The sequence below is a fragment of the Burkholderia sp. BCC0322 genome (genome assembly GCF_902833045.1).
Taxonomy (GTDB): domain Bacteria; phylum Pseudomonadota; class Gammaproteobacteria; order Burkholderiales; family Burkholderiaceae; genus Burkholderia.
Window position 1 is genome coordinate 359,650 of sequence record NZ_CADFDU010000002.1, and the last position, 16,496, is coordinate 376,145.

The window sequence follows — 16,496 nt, forward strand, 5'->3', positions numbered from 1 at the left end:
CTTGTGGTCATTGCATGAAGGGCCCCCACGACGGCTCACGAACGGAGCCGCCCTGGACGGACAGGATTTGCGGCGGCGCGCTGCCGTCGGAGGGCACTGCTGCCAGAACATTGCGACCACCCGACTGGGTAGCGTACAGAAGGTACTGGCCGTTTGCCGCGAAGCTCGGCGATTCGTCGCGATTCGTATTCGTGATGGCGTTCGCCGCGCCGGTCTGCAGATCCTGAACGTACAGCTTGAAGCCCCCGCCCGTGCGGGAGATGTAAGCGAGCAGCTTGCCGTCCGGGCTGATGCGCGGACTCGTGTTGTAGCTGCCCGTGAAGGTCACGCGCTGCGCCGCACCGGCGCTTTCGCCCTGTGCGGACATCCGGTAGATCTGCGGCGCGCCGCCGCGATCGCTCGTGAAGTAGATCCAGCGGCCATCCGGCGAGTAGAACGGCTCGGTGTCGATCGAGCTGCTCTGCGTGAGGCGGCGCAGGCCGCCGCCCGTCGAGTTGACCGTATAGATTTGCGTATTGCCCGTCAGCGACAGCGCGACGGCCAGCGTGTTGCCGTCCGGCGACCAGGCCGGTGCGCTGTTGTTGCCCTTCTGGTCGGAGACGATGTAGCGGCGGCCGGTCGGCAGGTCGTGGATGTAGACGATCGGCTTCTTGCGCTCGAACGACACGTACGCGACCTTCGTGCCGCTCGGCGACCACGACGGCGAGATGATCGGCTCGGTGCTCGACAGCGCGATGCGCGGGTTCTGGCCGTCCGAATCCGAGATCTGCAACTGGTAGCGGTTGCCCGTCTTGATCACGTACGACAGGCGCGTGGCGAACACGCCGCGCACGCCGAGCAGCTTCTGGTAGATGTAGTCGGCGATCTTGTGGCCGGCCGTGCGCAGCATGGTGTCGGTGGCCGTCAGCGACAGGCCGCCGAGGCTTTGCTGCTTCACGGTGTCGTACAGGATAAAGTTGACCTTGTACTGGCCGTTCGCCTCGCGGTTCACGCTGCCGGCGACGAACGCATTGGCGCCCTTTGCCTTCCATGCGCCGAGATCGACCGAGGCGGTCTCGGGCACGGGCGTGCTGCCCGCGTCGATGTTGGTGAATTTGCCGCTGCGGGCGAGATCGGCACGGACGATCGACGTGACCTGCTGCGGCAGGTTCGCCTCGTTCGCGAAATTCGCGGTGGCGATGGGGAACTGGGTCGACCCGACACCGGTGATCAGCACGTTGACCTGGGCGTTAGCGGCGCTGCCCGCCGTAATCAGACACGAGGCCACGAGTGCCCTGAAACCTAGCTTTGTCATCAAACTCATGCTTCTTGCTTCCCGTATGGCTTGGATCGCTGCGCAACGGCAGAGACCGTAAAAATACCCGATTCGTTCCCGTCCGACAGCGACGCCCGGAGTGTAAGCGCATTTCCTTTCACTCCGCCGCCTTGAAGGTAATCGTAATGTCCGACGGGGTACGACCGTTAGAATCGGGCGGCAACGGGACCGATGCGTGGATCGCATTGACCACGGCTTGATCCCACCCCGAATTCCCGCTGGAGCGGGAAACCGATGCGCTCAATACGTCACCGGACGGCGTGCACCGAATCTTGACGACGGTGGTCAGGCCTGCTCGCTCGCCGCCCCAAACGATGTTCGGTTTGACGCGGCGGCGCACCTTGTCGGCATAGCCGGGCGTTGCGGCATTGCCGCCTGAGCCCGTGCCCGTGCCGCTTTTCGCGAGGCCTTCGCCGCCGCCTTCACCGGCGCCGGACAGGCCCTGCATCTGCGCCAGGCGGGCGCTGCGCTCGCGGTCGAGCTTCGCGTTCGCCGCCGCATTGGCCTTCGCGCGCGCCGTGGCTTCGGCCTTCGCCTTGGCCTGGGCTTCCGCCTTTGCCTTCGCGGCCGCGTCGGCCTTCGCCTTCGCCGCCTGCTGCGCTTCGAGCTGCGCCTGCTTCTGCTGCTGGAGCTTCTGCTGTTCGAGTTTCTGCTGTTCGGCGAGCTGCTGTTGCTTGAGCTTGTCGGCCTGCTTCTGCTTGTCGCGTTCCGCGGCCTTCTGCGCGGCGAGCGCGGCTGCCTGCGCTGCGAGCTGCGCGCGTCGGGCTTCCTGTTCCTGCTGGGCCTTCAGTTGCTCCGCGCGGCGCTGCTGTTCGAGCAGCGCTTCACGCGCGGCGGCTTCCTGCTGCCGCTTCTTCTGCTGCAGCGCGATGTCGGCCTGCTCGTCGCGCACCGGGGGTGCGGGCGGCGCGACCTTCACGGGCGGTGCGGGTGTGACAACGGGCCGCGGCGCGGGGACATCGGGCACCTCGGTCCACAGCTCGGCTTCGGCGCCCGCCGGGGTGCTGTTCTGCCACTGCACGCCGTGATAGAGGAACAGCGCGAGCAGCACGTGCATCAGCGCGGCGAGCGCGAATGCGCGCCAGGTGCCCCGCTCGCGGGGAGGCTGAGGCGGGTAGGCGGAGCTGCGCGTGGATTGCTGCCGGTTCATTGCGATTTGACGAGGAGGCCGACGCGCTTGACGCCGCGCGCCTTCAGATCGGACATCACGGTCATGACTGCATCGTACTGCACGGTCTTGTCGGCCGCGATCACGACTGGCTGGTCGGGATGGTCGGCCTGCCGGGCCGCAATGAAGCTGTCGAGCTCGGCCTTCGTCATCGTGTCTTCCTGGGTCGCGCCGGAGTCGCCCTTGTACTTGACGCTCATCGTGCGATCGGCCTTGATGTTGACGACGACGGGCGGCGTCTGCTCCTGCGGCGCGGCGTTGCCGACGGTCGGCAGGTTGATGATCGACGGGGCGACGAGCGGTGCGGTGACCATGAAGATCACGAGCAGCACCAGCATCACGTCGATGTACGGCACGACGTTGATGTCGGCCATTGCGCGGCGCGAGCGGCCGCCGCGCATGCTGGATCGGATGGGACTTCCTGCCATGGCGCGCTCCTTACTGGGCCTGACGCTGCAGGATGTTCGAGAACTCTTCGATGAAGGTCTCGAAACGGATCGCGAGGCGGTCGATGTCGTGCGCGTAGCGGTTGTACGCGACCACCGCCGGAATCGCGGCGAACAGGCCGATCGCGGTGGCGACGAGCGCCTCGGCGATGCCCGGTGCGACGTTCGCGAGCGTGGCCTGCTGCACGTTCGCGAGGCCGCGGAACGAGTTCATGATCCCCCAGACCGTGCCGAACAGACCGATGTACGGGCTGACCGAGCCGACCGATGCGAGGAACGCGAGGTTCGCCTCGAGCACATCCATTTCACGCTGGAACGACGCGCGCATCGCACGGCGTGCACCGTCGAGCACGAGGCCCGGATCGCTGATGCGCTTTTCCTTCCCCTTCAGGAACTCGCGCATGCCCGATTCGAAGATGCGCTCGAGCGCGCCGATCGTGTGGCGGTTGTTGGCGGCGCTCTGGTACAGCGCCTGCAGGTCGCCGCCCGACCAGAAATCCTTCTCGAAGCGTTCGGTCTGCGCGCGTGCGCGGCGGATCGCAAACCACTTGCGGAAGATGAAGGTCCACGACATCAGCGACAGCAGCAACAGCAGCCCCATCACGGCCTGGGCCAGCACGCTCGCGTTGAGGACGAGGGAAATGATCGACAGGTCTTGAGAAGTGTTCATAGAGGTTTGAGTAACGTCCCTTCGGGGCGCCCGGTATGCGTGCGGCGCGGCGCGCCGGCCATGCCTGACGCCGAACCTTGCTTAGTATCGAATCAGAAAGGCAAGTTCATGGGCTTTGTCTAAACGGGGCTCAGGCGAGCTTCGTTGACAATACAGTCTGCCCGGTGTCGATGACGGGCCCGTGCTGCAGCGCGTCGAGCACGGCCGGCGGGATGGCCGCGGGCCGGATGCCGGTACGGTCGACGCAGCCGAGACGGATGTGTCCGACCACGAGCAGCGTGTTCCCGCACCAGGCTTCCTGTGTGAATTCCACCGATGCGCGGCCGATGCGTCCGGGCTGGCTCGTAATCGCCAGTGTGTCGTCGAGTCGCGCCGGTGCGCGGTAGTCGAGCGACGTGCTGCGAACGACGAAGATCGCGTCGGTATCGTCGGCGAGCTGACGCTGGTCGATGCCGCATGCGCGCAGCCACTCGGTGCGGGCGCGTTCGAAGAACTTCAGGTAGTTGGCATAGAAGACGATGCCGCCTGCGTCGGTATCCTCGTAGTACACGCGCACCGGCCAGATGAAGCCGGAGGGCGCTTCCGGCGAGCGGGTAGGCTGGGTCATGGCGCGCATTCTACCGGAAGGCGGAAGCCTGATTCGTAACGGTTTCGTAACGGAATGTAGTACGGTGTAGCATGCCGCGGGCCGCCCGGAGGCGGGCCCACGGCTGCATGCGACGGCTCAGCCGCGATGAATCGCGAGGCCGGCCGGTGCCTGGGCGACCGGCATCATCTCGATCGTGTTGATATTCACGTGCGCCGGGCGCGTCGCGATCCAGTAGATCGTGTCGGCGATGTCCTCGGCCGTGAGCGGCTGGACGTTCTGGTAGACGTTCGCCGCCTTCGCGTCGTCGCCGCGGAAGCGGACGTTCGAGAATTCTGTGCCGCCGCACAGGCCCGGCTCGATGTCGGTCACGCGCAACGGCGTACCGATCAGGTCGGCGCGCAGGTTCAGGCTGAATTGTCGGACAAAAGCCTTGGTCGCGCCGTATACGTTTCCGCCCGGATACGGATAGGTGCCGGCGACCGAGCCGAGATTGAAGATATGGCCGCGGCCCCGCGCGATCATGCCGGGCAGCAGCGCGTGCGTGACCGTAACGAGGCCCGTGCAGTTCGTGTCGATCATCGTGTGCCATTCGTCGAGGCTGGCCTTTTGGGCCGGCTCGACACCGAGCGCGAGGCCGGCGTTGTTGACGAGCACGTCGAGTGCTGCGAATTCGGCGGGAAGGGCGGCCGGCACGGCCTCGACGGCCGCGCGGTCGCGGACGTCGAGCTCGAGCGGCAGAAGGGCATCGCCGAGTTCGGCGGCGAGCGCATCGAGACGATCCTTGCGGCGCGCGGTCGCGACGACGCGGTGGCCTCCGTTGACGAAGGCACGGGCGATGGCGGCGCCGAAGCCGGCGGACGCGCCTGTGACGAACACGATCATTGCTGCTCCTGGTCGATGACAAAATAGCGGGTAAGTATCCCGCAAGCCTACTGAGATTGCCGCACCGCGGCAAGGCGGCAAAGCGTTCCCGCACGGGCGCGCAGAGTCTGGCCCCAATGGCTTGCGGCGCACCGCCGGGCGGTTGCCTATTCATGACGCATCCAATACACTAACGCGCTCATCACCCCTGCGTGACTGGCGATAGAACCCTTCGGGTTCAAGGTGGAGCATCCCACCGTGAAGCGCGGGGCGCCGTTCTTGCCGTTCGCCTGGGCAGCCGTTGTGCGCCGTCGCGTGCATTGCCGGTGGCTGTCCTGCCTCGCGTCATACGGATTCTTCCGCCACGTCGAGCTGGTCCCGCCAGCAGCGCACCGTACTCGGCCGCTCCGGTCAACCTGTACACACTTAACGGAAACCGTATGTTTGACAGAGCCCAAAGCACCATTGCGAACGTCGATCCCGAAATCTTTGCCGCGATCGAGCAGGAAAACCGCCGCCAGGAAGATCACATCGAGCTGATCGCGTCGGAAAACTACACGAGCCCGGCGGTGATGGCCGCGCAGGGTTCGCAACTCACGAACAAATACGCGGAAGGGTATCCGGGCAAGCGCTACTACGGCGGCTGCGAATACGTCGACGTGGTCGAGCAACTGGCGATCGATCGCGTGAAGCAGCTGTTCGGCGCGGAAGCCGCGAACGTGCAGCCGAACTCGGGTTCGCAGGCGAACCAGGGCGTGTTCTTCGCGATGCTCAAGCCGGGCGACACGATCATGGGCATGAGCCTCGCGCACGGCGGCCACCTGACGCACGGCTCGCCGGTGAACATGTCGGGCAAGTGGTTCAACGTGGTGAGCTACGGCCTGAACGAGAACGAAGACATCGACTACGAAGCAGCCGAGAAGCTGGCGCAGGAACACAAGCCGAAGCTGATCGTCGCGGGCGCGTCGGCGTTCTCGCTGAAGATCGATTTCGAACGCCTGGCGAAGATCGCGAAGTCGGTCGGCGCGTATCTGATGGTCGACATGGCGCACTACGCCGGCCTGATCGCGGCAGGCGTGTATCCGAACCCGGTGCCGCACGCCGACTTCGTGACGACGACCACGCACAAGAGCCTGCGTGGCCCGCGCGGCGGCGTGATCCTGATGAAGGCGGAGTACGAGAAGCCGATCAATTCGGCGATCTTCCCGGGGATCCAGGGCGGCCCGCTGATGCACGTGATCGCGGGGAAGGCGGTGGCGTTCAAGGAAGCGCTGTCGCCGGAGTTCAAGGCGTACCAGGAGAAGGTGGTCGAGAACGCACGGGTGCTGGCGGAAACGCTGGTGAAGCGGGGCCTGCGGATCGTGTCGGGCCGTACGGAAAGCCACGTGATGCTGGTGGACCTGCGCGCGAAGCACATCACGGGCAAGGCAGCGGAAGCGGCGCTGGGCGCGGCGCACATCACGGTGAACAAGAACGCGATCCCGAACGATCCGGAAAAGCCGTTCGTGACGAGCGGTATTCGTCTGGGCTCGCCCGCGATGACGACGCGCGGCTTCGGCCCGGCGGAAGCGGAACAGGTGGGCAACCTGATCGCGGACGTGCTGGACAACCCGGAAGATGCAGCGACGATCGAGCGCGTGCGTGCACAGGTTGCCGAGCTGACCAAGCGTTTCCCGGTCTATCGCTGATCGACGATGCGCTGCCCGTTCTGCCGGCATGACGACACGCAGGTCGTGGATTCCCGCGTGTCCGAAGATGGCGCCGCGATCCGGCGGCGCCGTCGCTGCTCGGCTTGCGACAAGCGCTTCACGACGTACGAGCGGGTCGAGTTGTCCCTGCCGTTCGTCGTGAAGAAGGACGGCAGCCGCACGGAATTCGACCGTCGCAAGATCGTCGCCAGCATGCAACTCGCGCTGCGCAAGCGGCCTGTTGCTGCCGACGCGATCGACGCGGCGGTCGCCCGCGTCGAATATCAACTGCTCGCGACAGGCGAGCGCGAAGTGCGTAGCGAGAAGCTCGGCGAACTCGTGATGAACGAGTTGCGCGGCCTCGATACGATCGCTTATGTCCGTTTCGCATCGGTGTATCGCCGGTTCGAGGACGTTTCCGAATTTGCCGACGTGATCGAAGAGTTCCGTCGCGCCTCTCCCGCCAAGACTCCGCGTAAGCGCTGACGCGCTGCGTCCGTTCATCGTCTTCTCCGTTGGATCAGTTCGCGCCGATTGTGTCGGTCGCGATCGCATGCCGCCAGTCGGCCATTCGGCAAATGGCGCGCGTCCGCACGTGCCGCTACAGTCGTCGCATCACCTTGGCGAAGGACGACTGCGATGGGACTGCACGCTCCCCCCCTGAAAAATCCGTTGCGACGCTCGAGCGGGTTCACGCTCGCCGAGCTGATGGTCGCCATCTCGCTGGCGGCCGGGCTCGCGCTCCATGCGGCGCCCGCATTCGACCAGTGGCGCATGCGTGAGCGTGTGGACGCACGCTCGCGTGCGTTGCTTGGTGCGCTGTCGTTTGCACGTACCGAGGCGACGCGTCTTGGCGTGCGCGTTACGCTGTGCCGGGCCGGGAGCGGCAGCACCTGTCTGCGCGCCGGCGAGCGGTGCGATTCGGCCGAATGGTCGTGCGACTGGATCGTCAGCGGGCAAGTCGACGGGCAGTCGCGCGTGCTGAGGCGCTATCCGCGCGATGCCGAAGTGGCCGTCGCGGGTGCCGCGCACGATCTCGCGTTCGCGCCGCCGGCCGGTCAGGCAATCGGTGGCATCCGGCGCTTCGAATTGCGTCCGCGACGCGACGTGCCGGGGGGCGGCGACGCGCATGTATCGCGTTGCGTGCGGATTGCGGCCGGCGGTCGGGCACGGGTTGTCGCCGGCCGCTGCGACGCGGCGTGAGCGCCATGCGCAACGCAATGCGCGGCACGTCGCTGATCGAAGCGATGCTGGCCATCGCGCTGCTCGCGACCGTGATGCTGGCCGTGGCGGGCAGCCAGCTTGCGATGGCGCGTGCGCAGCGCGCGACGATCTGGCGCGAACGCGCGCTGTGGATGGCCGATGCGCGTATCGAGCGCTTGCGCGTGGCCGCGCAGGCCGACGATGGCCTCGCGGCGCGGGCCGCCGCGTCGCTGCCCGGCGGCGCGATGTTGCGCGGCGACGGGCCGGGTGGCGTCCGCTACGCGGTTGTCGGCTGGCAAGGCGGCAATGCGGCTACCGGGCCGCGATGCGACACGGCGGGCCGGTCGGCGCAGCCGCCATCGTGCGTCCGGATTCCGTATCGGGAGGCTGATGCCGATGAACGTTGATCGCCGCATGCGTGCGCATACGCTGCTTGAAGTGTTGATTGCGATGACCGTCGGTCTGCTCGTGCTTGCGGCGGCCGGTGCGCTGTACCACGCGCAGCGCGTCGCACAGCGGCGCGCGGACGACGGGTTCCGGATGCGCGATGCAGCCGGCACCGCACTGTTGCTGATTGGCCAGGAGATCCAGATGGCAGGATTCCGGCCGCTCGATGCGGAAGCGATGGCGTCGTTGCCGCCGGTGTTCGGCTGTTCGATGGCGCGCGTGAGGGGCGATGGCGCACAGGTCCGGTGCGAGCCCGTGCGCGCTGCGTCGGACGCGCTGCTGATCCGCTACGTCGGCGATGCCGTGTCGACGTGGCCCACCGTCAGCGGCCAGGTGTCGGATTGCCTCGGGCAGGGTGTCGGCGTGCCCGGCGAACGTGCGCCGGTGGAGAACCGCTTCGATGTGCACACCAGTCCGTCGACCGGCGAGCCTGAGCTGTATTGCGAAGGAAACGGCCGTCCGGGTACGCCGCAGCCGGCCGTGTCGGGAATCGATCAGTTGCGGTTGCGCTATCTTCGCCGCGGCGGCACGCAGTTTGTCGATGCCGATGCGCTGCGCGGTGACGACTGGCGCGATGTCGTGGCCGTGCATGTCTGCGTGCGGGCGCGCGGCGAACTGGCGGGCGAGCCGCTGCGGCATGTCGACTGCGACGGCCGCACTGTCGTTGCGCAAGACGGCCGCGCGCGTCTGACGCTCGATCGCATCGTTGCATTGAGGAATGCCGTGCGCGCATTCGACGGTACGTCGCGCGATGCGATCGATGAGCGCGAGGTGCTGCGATGAGCGGAGCGGGGCAGTATGCGCGGGAGAGGTCGCGGTGCGTCGCGACACGCAACAGGCATGAGCGAAGCGAAACAAGCGGTGACGATCTGCGGCAGGCAGCAGATGCGAAAGTCCTGATGGCGAGCCGGCAAGCGCCGCACATACGATCGCGGTCGGCCGTCCGCGCTCGGCGTCGCGAAGCGGGCCTTGCATTGCCCGCGGTGATCGCGGTTGGCGCGGCGGTGGCGGCACTGACAGGCACGTGGTTCGAAGCCGCACTGACGGAATCGCGCCGCACGCGCGCGTTGTCCGACCGGCTGGTCGCATTCCACGCGGCCGATGCCGCGCTTGCTGCGTGTACCGCGCGATTGCGCCGGGGCTCGGCGGCGTACGTGAGCGAAGGCGAGTCGCACGCGGAGCCCGACGCGTGGCGGCGAATGCCGGCGCTGGCGGCCGCCGAAGCGTTCGCGCCGTTCGCCGGATGGCCGATGGCTGCGCAACCGCCTCGATGCCTGATCGAAGCGTGGCGCGGAGCAGGGCCGGTCGGCGGCCGCGCTTACGTCGTCACCGCGCGTGGCGTGGGTGCGCATGCATCGAGCGCCGTCTGGCTGCAGCATCAGGTCGCAATCCGCGACGGATACATCGTCGCCCTGCACTGGCGTCGCGTCGCGACGGCGCTTCGATGAACGGTCGCACGTCCGTGTACCGCTCGGCCGGATTCACGCTGATCGAGCTGATGATCGTGCTCGCGATCGTCGCGGTGCTGGCCGCGTGGGGCATCCCGTCGTATCGCGAGCATGTGGTGCGCGTTCATCGCGCGTCGGCGGTCGCCGCGTTGTACCGGGCGGCCCAATATCTCGAAACACTGGAGGGTGTGCCGCCTTCGGCATTGCCGATGGCGCTCACGCAAGCGCCGCCGAACGGGCGCGCGATCTATCGAGTGGCGCTCAGGCGGCCGGACGGCGGCGATTCGCCGGTGAGTTACGAACTGGAGGCAATCCCGTTCGACACGGGCCCGATGCACGACGATGCGTGCGGTGCATTCACGCTGCGCTCGGACGGGACGAAAGGCAATGTGCGGAGTGATGGCGCCGACGGACAGGTCGCGGCGTGCTGGGGTGCGCGTTGAGTTCGGAGGGAAGGCGCGCACACGGCGCTTGGCCGTGTGCGCGCAGGATGCCGACGGTCAGTCGTCGTGCGTGTCGAGCCCGCGCTCGTCGCGGGATTGCTTCCAGATCCGGTAGACCTCCCATGCCGCGAAACCGAGGGTGCCCCACTTCAGCGCGGGCCCCGCGCTCGCGCGCAGCAGCGAGCGAACGGGTTTTGCGAGCACGAGCGATGCGAGCGAGCTCAGCATCGGATACTGGTTGACGAGCTGGCCGAGGCTCGCGTTCAGGTTCTTGGCAGACTGGCTGAACTTGTTGCTGGACAGGCCGGGGATGAACACCTTGAGCCAGCTGAAGCGCGTGACGGCCTGGCGCATTTCGCCGGCGGCTTCCGCGAGTTCGAGCCGCTCGACTTCGGATCGCAGGATCAGCAGTTCCTTGCGGAGCGCGCGATGCTGCGACGCGCTCCAGTTCGATCGCGACGAATGGGAGCGGGGTGAATTGCCCGTGACGTTCTGGCTCATGGCGCGTCGGCGAAGTAGGTGGAAGGGGTGAGCGCGACTGCGTTCACGGCTTGCCGCGGAACAGTTCGCGGTCTTTCTCGAGTTCGGCGAGCGTCGCCTCGAACACGGTCGGGGCGTCGCGCAGGCCGGCGCGGGCCTTCAGTGCGCACACGATCCCGCCTGCTGCATACAGCGCGGTGATCGCCGCGAGCGACTGCCAGCGATAGGTATCCCAGAACGCGATCGCAACGAGTACGGTCAGGCTGATGAGTGCCATCGTCGCAAGCATCATTGCGATGAGCCCGAGGAACAGCACGCCCATCAGGCGCTCCTTTTCCTCGGCAAGCTCGATGCCCACCAGTTCGAGGCGCGTTTGCAGAAGTCCGATCGCGGAGCCGACGAGGCGGCGCAGCGGTCCTTGGCCGGACGGCTGCGAGGTGGTGTCTGTCGTCATGGGTGTGGTGCGTACGCGTGCAGTGTGCAGCTAGGACAAAGCCGGCCGGCGGAAACCGCCGGCTGGCTTCGACGCCCGCGGGCCGCGCGACGCGGCCGACGGGACGAAACGGCGCAGAGCGCGTTACTTGCGGTTGATCAGCAGGCCGATCAGCACGCCGACGCCGGCGGCGACGCCGATCGACGTCCACGGATGCTCGTGCACGTAATCGTCGGTCGCGCGTGCGGCCTTCTTGCCTTTCTCGACCACCACGACCTGGACGTCGGCCGCCTTTTCCTTGGCCTGCTTCAGGCGCGACATGGCTTTCTCGCGCAGCTCGGCCGCACGGTCGCCCGTGCTGCTCGCAGCTTGCTTGAGCAGGTCTTCAGCGTCCGAGAGAACGGTTTTGATATCCGACATCAGTTTCTCCTTGTTGATTTCCGACATTGCAACTCCCTTCGTGCTGTCATGCTGCAGGTTCACATCGTAACGAAACGCCTGCCTGCTGGCGAGCCGGGAAGATACACGACGGCAGTGCAAGACCGCATGGTAAACGACTTGTAATCATCAACAGAGCGGCAAACGGGGTGAAAAGTTTCCCGCGTGAACGTCCGTCGGGCACCGGCACCGGGCAAAAATGACAAAAAAGTATGAATATCAAACGGAATAATCGTTCGCATGCCCCCTTGCTTCCCGTAAGCTGACACACTTTCCCGCGCCGACCCGGGCGCGGTTTCAACCAGCATCGTTCGAGGAGGGAACATCATGAGTCTGCGTCTTGGCGACATCGCACCGGATTTCGAGCAGGAATCGAGCCTGGGCCCGATCAAGTTTCACGAGTGGCTGGGCGACAGCTGGGGTGTCCTGTTCTCCCATCCGGCCGACTACACGCCGGTGTGCACGACCGAACTCGGGCTGACCTCGAAGCTGAAGGGCGAATTCGAGAAGCGCAACGTCAAAGTGATCGCGCTGTCGGTCGACGGTGTCGAATCGCACAAGGGCTGGATCAACGACATCAACGAAACGCAGTCGACGGTCGTCGGTTTCCCGATCATCGCCGATGCGGACCGCAAGGTTTCCCAACTGTACGACATGATCCACCCGAACGCGAACGAAACGCTGACGGTGCGTTCGCTGTTCGTGATCGACCCGAACAAGAAGGTGCGGCTCACCATTACGTACCCGGCCAGCACGGGGCGCAACTTCGACGAAGTGCTGCGCGTGATCGACTCGCTGCAGCTGACCGACAACTACAAGGTCGCGACGCCCGGCAACTGGAAGGATGGCGACGACGTCGTGATCGTCCCGTCGCTGCAGGATCCGGAAGAGCTGAAGAAGCGCTTCCCGAAGGGCTTCAACGCGGTGCGTCCGTATCTGCGTCTCACGCCGCAGCCGAACAAGTAAGCATCGGCTGCCGATGAACGCGATACCGGGCCGGCGGCCCGGCGCGCGGATCGGATGAAAAACGGCCCGCCTGGCAGTCATGCCGGGCGGGCCGTGTCTTTAGCGCGTGCGGGGCGCGGCGTGGCTGCCGCGCACGCGGTATCCGGACGATCAGAAGAATGCCTGGATGCCCGTCTGCGCGCGGCCGAGGATCAGCGCGTGGATGTCGTGCGTGCCTTCGTACGTGTTGACCACTTCGAGGTTCACGAGGTGGCGCGCGACGCCGAATTCGTCGGAGATACCGTTGCCGCCGAGCATGTCGCGCGCGAGTCGTGCGATGTCGAGTGCCTTGCCGCACGAGTTGCGCTTCATGATCGACGTGATCTCGACGGCCGCCGTGCCTTCGTCCTTCATCCGGCCGAGGCGCAGCACGCCTTGCAGGCCGAGCGTGATTTCGGTCTGCATGTCCGCGAGCTTCTTCTGGATCAGCTGGTTCGCGGCCAGCGGCCGGCCGAACTGCTGGCGGTCGAGCACGTACTGGCGCGCGGTGTGCCAGCAGGACTCGGCGGCGCCGAGTGCGCCCCATGCGATCCCGTAGCGGGCCGAGTTCAGGCACGTGAACGGGCCGCGCAGGCCGCTCACGTTCGGCATCAGGTTCTCTTCCGGTACGAACACCTCATCGAGGACGATCTCGCCGGTGATCGATGCGCGCAGCCCGACCTTGCCGTGGATCGCGGGCGCCGACAGGCCTTTCCAGCCTTTCTCGAGGATGAAACCGCGGATCGCGTCCTTGCCGTTCTCTTCCAGCTTCGCCCACACGACGAACACGTCGGCGATCGGCGAGTTCGTGATCCACATCTTCGCGCCGGACAGCGAGTAGCCGCCGGGCACCTTCTTCGCGCGGGTGACCATGCTGCCCGGATCGGAGCCGTGGTTCGGCTCGGTCAGCCCGAAGCAGCCGATCCATTCGCCGGTGGCGAGCTTCGGCAGGTATTTCTGCTTCTGCGCGTCGGAGCCGAATTCGTAGATCGGGACCATCACGAGCGACGACTGCACGGACATCATCGACCGGTAGCCCGAGTCGACGCGCTCGACTTCGCGCGCGATCAGCCCGTAGCTCACGTAATTGAGGCCGGGGCCGCCGTATTCCTCGGGAATGGTCGGGCCGAGCAGGCCGACTTCGCCCATCTCGCGGAAGATTTCGGCGTCGGTGCGTTCGTGGCGGAACGCTTCGGTGACGCGCGGTGCGAGCTTGTCCTGCGCGTACGCCTGCGCGGCATCGCGCACCATCCGCTCTTCTTCGGTCAGTTGCTGGTCGAGCAGCAGCGGATCGTCCCAATGAAAAGTAGCAGCACTCATCGTCTCATCTCCTGTCGACCCGAGTTGGCGCTTTAGCGCTTACTCGGGTCCCATGCTTTGCGGTCGACCCGAGTTGGCGCTTCAGCGCTAGCCCGGATCCCATCCTTTACGGTCGGTCCCTGATTCAGCCGGGTTCCATGCCTGAGAGTTTGCTTGACTGAAGTTCCGCTGTGCGGAACAATGTTTTGCAAATCCAACCCAGTGTAGCACCAGATGACACTTTCAACCATCGACGAAACCACGATCGACGAACGCAAGTTCGTCGTCGCGCTCGCGCGCGGGCTCGACCTGTTGCGCGCATTCCGGCCCGGGGAGACGATGCTCGGCAACCGCGACTTCGCGGAGCGCACCGGACTGCCGAAGGCGACCGTGAACCGGCTCGCCTATACGCTGACCGTGCTCGGCTACCTGCGCTACGACGAGACGCTCGGAAAGTATGCGCTCGACGCCGGCGTGCTATCGCTCGGCTACGCGCTGCTGTCGGGCTCGGGGACGATCGACGTCGCGCGGCCGCACATGCAGGCGCTCGCGCGCGACATCGGCGCGGCCGTGTCGCTCGGCTGCCGCGACGGGCTCGACATGATCTATCTGGAGACGATCCGCAGCGAGACCGCACTGACGCTCGGGCTCGCGCCCGGCTCGCGGCTGTCGATGCTGACGAGCTCGATGGGGCGCGCGTACCTGGCCGTGCAACCGGAGGACGTGCGCCGCGCGCTTTATGCGGAGCTGCATCGAGCGGCCGGCGGCGCGGCCGACGCCGATGCGCTCGTCGCCGCCGCGCAGCAGGCGGTGGCCGAGTTCTCGGCGGGGGGCTGTTGCTATTCGTTCCGGGCGTGGCACATGGACGTCAACGCGGCGGCCGTACCGTTTCGCGAGCCGCGCGAGGGGCGCTGGCTGATCCTGAGCTGCAGCGGCCCGGCATCGTCGATGGACGAGGACGTGTTCCGGACGCAGGTCGGGCCGAAACTGAAGGCGCTCGCGCAGCGCCTCGGGCAGACGGCCTGAGCCGCGCGGCGAGCGCTACGGGCTCGGTTGCCGGTAGCCGGTACGGGCGGTAGCGGACGAGGTGGAGGTGGCGCCGCCGCCGCTGGTTGTGCCACGGGCGAACCGCGCGCATGATCGATCGCCAGCTCATTCACGCAGAGGTTGGCCATGTCTCACGCAGAACCGATGGAAGGCGGATGCGCATGTGGGGCGATCCGGTACCGGATCACCCATGTTCCGGCCGACGCCGGTTTTTGCCACTGCCGGCTCTGCCAGCGCACGACCGGCGCGGCGGTCGTCGCGTCGGCATCGGTGCCGATCGACGCGTTCGAATACCTGCAAGGCGAGCCGACGGTCTATGCGTCGAGCGCGTGGGGCGAGCGGCGCTTCTGCGGCCGTTGCGGCGCGCAGCTCGAATATCGGCTCGGCGATGCGCCCAAGACGGTCGAGATCAATTACGCGACGCTCGATGAGCCGTCGCGGCTGCGTCCGGCCTGGCACGTCTGGTATGGGGATCGCTTCCCGGGCATCGAGATCGGCGACGATCTGCCCAAGTACGACGATGACGGAACGGCTTGAGCGGTAACCGCCTTCGCTGACAGTGCCGGACACGAGGAGCGCACGCTTTCGTGAAGCCGGTCTTTCGACGAGGCCGCCAACCAATCGCCGGACATCGGATGGCGGGGCAGGCCAGGCGGGCCGATTCCCCGCCGCATCACCCGCATCACCCGCATCCCGCATTCGGCACGCGGATCACCTCATCCACTCAGGCTCAGGCCGTCACGACCTTCGCAAACACGGGCCCCTGCATGAACCGCACGTCGTGCTGGCGCAGCAATTCGCACTGCGTTTCGTCGACGACGCCGTCGAAGATCAGCGGAATCCGCACACGCTGCGCATAGGCGACGAGCGCCTTGACCATCCCGTCGCGCAATGCGATGCCCGCATCCATCTTGATGTAGTCCGGGCGCGCCATCTCCGATTCGACCGCGAGGATGCGGCCCGGGTCCGGCAGCTTGTCCGCGACCTTGAAACCGTGATGCTGGTAGCTGCGCGTCAGGTAGCCGAGGAAGGTCTTGTGCGCGACGGCGACCGCCGGCAGCTCGATCACGATCCGCTCGGTCGGCAGCCCGAAGCGCTGCAGCACCGACGAGAAATGCTTGCCGTGGTCGTACTTCACGCTTTTCAGCAGCCGTTCGTGCACGCGCAGGAACAGCAGCCCATGGCGCTGTGCGCCAAAGAAATTGATCGCATGCAGCGCGCGCGACAGGCGGTCGATCGCGACGAGCGTCTGGTCGTCGACGGCCGAGTCGACCGGATCGTGCGGCGCGCCCGTGACGACCGTGACGGCCTGGAAGCCGAGCTCGTCGCCGTAGCGCTCGATTGCGTCGGCGAACGACGTCGATTGCGGCGCACCGGGCATCGTCACGTCGTAGATCGGTTCGTAGGCGCTGCCGAGCGTGCGCTCGGGCAGGTTCGCGCTGGCGGTGCCGCCATCGGCGAGCGCGAGGTGATCCCGCAGGTACGGCAGTTGCCCGGCACGGGCGACCAGCTCGGGAATGGTGGGCGGAATCATCGG

Annotated in this window: 21 protein-coding genes and 1 riboswitch; of the genes, 10 read left to right on the forward strand and 11 right to left on the reverse strand. The window is 66.5% G+C overall.

All coding sequences use genetic code 11. The features are described from left to right. Positions 1 to 7: 7 nt before the first annotated feature. The 6 genes from tolB to HWX39_RS07690 all read right to left on the reverse strand — a co-directional run bounded on the left by tolB (position 8) and on the right by HWX39_RS07690 (position 5,070). Complete coding sequence (tolB, locus tag HWX39_RS07665; protein WP_175966694.1) at positions 8 to 1,303, reverse strand: Tol-Pal system beta propeller repeat protein TolB; 1,296 nt, start codon at positions 1,301 to 1,303, stop codon at positions 8 to 10. A gap of 109 nt (positions 1,304 to 1,412) precedes the next feature. Then, complete coding sequence (tolA, locus tag HWX39_RS07670) at positions 1,413 to 2,465, reverse strand: cell envelope integrity protein TolA (protein ID WP_175966696.1); 1,053 nt, start codon at positions 2,463 to 2,465, stop codon at positions 1,413 to 1,415. Next, complete coding sequence (tolR, locus tag HWX39_RS07675; RefSeq protein ID WP_031399575.1) at positions 2,462 to 2,911, reverse strand: protein TolR; 450 nt, start codon at positions 2,909 to 2,911, stop codon at positions 2,462 to 2,464. Before tolR ends, tolA begins: the two co-directional genes overlap by 4 nt. 10 nt (positions 2,912 to 2,921) lie before the next feature. Continuing rightward, complete coding sequence (gene tolQ, locus HWX39_RS07680; protein ID WP_129513815.1) at positions 2,922 to 3,599, reverse strand: protein TolQ; 678 nt, start codon at positions 3,597 to 3,599, stop codon at positions 2,922 to 2,924. Positions 3,600 to 3,729: 130 nt separating this feature from the next. Continuing rightward, complete coding sequence (ybgC, locus tag HWX39_RS07685; protein ID WP_175966698.1) at positions 3,730 to 4,215, reverse strand: tol-pal system-associated acyl-CoA thioesterase; 486 nt, start codon at positions 4,213 to 4,215, stop codon at positions 3,730 to 3,732. A gap of 108 nt (positions 4,216 to 4,323) precedes the next feature. Further along, positions 4,324 to 5,070, reverse strand: a complete 747-nt coding sequence (locus HWX39_RS07690) for an SDR family NAD(P)-dependent oxidoreductase (RefSeq protein ID WP_175966700.1) — start codon at positions 5,068 to 5,070, stop codon at positions 4,324 to 4,326. Positions 5,071 to 5,251: 181 nt separating this feature from the next. Further along, positions 5,252 to 5,352: riboswitch (ZMP/ZTP riboswitch) on the forward strand. A 137-nt stretch (positions 5,353 to 5,489) separates the two neighbouring features. Here HWX39_RS07690 and glyA point away from each other — a divergent pair. From glyA to HWX39_RS07725, 7 genes are all read left to right on the forward strand, one after another. After that, positions 5,490 to 6,737, forward strand: a complete 1,248-nt coding sequence (gene glyA, locus HWX39_RS07695; protein WP_069255884.1) for a serine hydroxymethyltransferase — start codon at positions 5,490 to 5,492, stop codon at positions 6,735 to 6,737. 6 nt (positions 6,738 to 6,743) lie between these two features. After that, complete coding sequence (nrdR, locus tag HWX39_RS07700; RefSeq protein WP_175966702.1) at positions 6,744 to 7,223, forward strand: transcriptional regulator NrdR; 480 nt, start codon at positions 6,744 to 6,746, stop codon at positions 7,221 to 7,223. A 153-nt stretch (positions 7,224 to 7,376) separates the two neighbouring features. Continuing rightward, positions 7,377 to 7,940, forward strand: coding sequence for a GspH/FimT family pseudopilin (locus tag HWX39_RS07705; RefSeq protein WP_175966705.1), 564 nt, complete (start codon positions 7,377 to 7,379; stop codon positions 7,938 to 7,940). A 5-nt stretch (positions 7,941 to 7,945) separates the two neighbouring features. Next, the gene (locus HWX39_RS07710) at positions 7,946 to 8,347 is read left to right on the forward strand and encodes a hypothetical protein (protein WP_244134947.1); all 402 of its coding nucleotides are present in this window, start codon (positions 7,946 to 7,948) and stop codon (positions 8,345 to 8,347) included. Then, positions 8,331 to 9,170 (forward strand): PilW family protein, encoded by an 840-nt coding sequence (locus tag HWX39_RS07715; protein ID WP_175966707.1) that lies wholly within the window; start codon positions 8,331 to 8,333, stop codon positions 9,168 to 9,170. Before HWX39_RS07710 ends, HWX39_RS07715 begins: the two co-directional genes overlap by 17 nt. A 203-nt stretch (positions 9,171 to 9,373) precedes the next feature. Continuing rightward, positions 9,374 to 9,835: a hypothetical protein gene (locus HWX39_RS07720; RefSeq protein ID WP_175967649.1), complete on the forward strand. Its 462-nt coding sequence runs from the start codon at positions 9,374 to 9,376 to the stop codon at positions 9,833 to 9,835. Then, positions 9,832 to 10,278 (forward strand): type IV pilin protein, encoded by a 447-nt coding sequence (locus tag HWX39_RS07725; protein WP_175966709.1) that lies wholly within the window; start codon positions 9,832 to 9,834, stop codon positions 10,276 to 10,278. The genes HWX39_RS07720 and HWX39_RS07725 overlap by 4 nt, the downstream gene beginning before the upstream one ends. 57 nt (positions 10,279 to 10,335) lie before the next feature. Here the strand turns inward: HWX39_RS07725 and HWX39_RS07730 are convergent, their stop codons facing one another. The 3 genes from HWX39_RS07730 to HWX39_RS07740 all read right to left on the reverse strand — a co-directional run bounded on the left by HWX39_RS07730 (position 10,336) and on the right by HWX39_RS07740 (position 11,638). After that, the gene (locus tag HWX39_RS07730; protein WP_046545015.1) at positions 10,336 to 10,779 is read right to left on the reverse strand and encodes a DUF3318 domain-containing protein; all 444 of its coding nucleotides are present in this window, start codon (positions 10,777 to 10,779) and stop codon (positions 10,336 to 10,338) included. A gap of 43 nt (positions 10,780 to 10,822) precedes the next feature. Beyond that, entirely contained in the window at positions 10,823 to 11,212 is a 390-nt protein-coding gene (locus HWX39_RS07735; RefSeq protein ID WP_175966712.1) for a phage holin family protein, read from the reverse strand. A 123-nt stretch (positions 11,213 to 11,335) separates the two neighbouring features. Further along, positions 11,336 to 11,638: a YqjD family protein gene (locus HWX39_RS07740; RefSeq protein ID WP_006494044.1), complete on the reverse strand. Its 303-nt coding sequence runs from the start codon at positions 11,636 to 11,638 to the stop codon at positions 11,336 to 11,338. 318 nt (positions 11,639 to 11,956) lie between these two features. Between HWX39_RS07740 and HWX39_RS07745 the strand changes: the two genes are divergently transcribed. Beyond that, a complete protein-coding gene (locus HWX39_RS07745; protein ID WP_034182833.1) occupies positions 11,957 to 12,595 on the forward strand; it encodes a peroxiredoxin in 639 nt (212 codons plus the stop codon). Between the two features lie 150 nt (positions 12,596 to 12,745). Here HWX39_RS07745 and HWX39_RS07750 read toward each other — a convergent pair whose 3' ends face one another. Continuing rightward, on the reverse strand, positions 12,746 to 13,933 hold the full coding sequence (locus HWX39_RS07750) for an acyl-CoA dehydrogenase (protein WP_021157157.1): 1,188 nt from the start codon (positions 13,931 to 13,933) through the stop codon (positions 12,746 to 12,748). A 213-nt stretch (positions 13,934 to 14,146) separates the two neighbouring features. On the opposite strand from HWX39_RS07750, the gene HWX39_RS07755 reads away from it, so the two are divergent. Next, positions 14,147 to 14,938 carry an IclR family transcriptional regulator gene (locus HWX39_RS07755; RefSeq protein WP_175966714.1) on the forward strand — a complete coding sequence of 264 codons (792 nt, stop codon included), beginning with the start codon at positions 14,147 to 14,149 and terminating at the stop codon, positions 14,936 to 14,938. Positions 14,939 to 15,085: 147 nt separating this feature from the next. Beyond that, the gene (locus tag HWX39_RS07760) at positions 15,086 to 15,496 is read left to right on the forward strand and encodes a GFA family protein (protein WP_175966717.1); all 411 of its coding nucleotides are present in this window, start codon (positions 15,086 to 15,088) and stop codon (positions 15,494 to 15,496) included. Between the two features lie 193 nt (positions 15,497 to 15,689). On the opposite strand, the gene HWX39_RS07765 is transcribed toward HWX39_RS07760, so the two are convergent. Then, on the reverse strand, positions 15,690 to 16,493 hold the full coding sequence (locus HWX39_RS07765; protein WP_175966719.1) for an EAL domain-containing protein: 804 nt from the start codon (positions 16,491 to 16,493) through the stop codon (positions 15,690 to 15,692). Positions 16,494 to 16,496 lie beyond the last annotated feature (3 nt).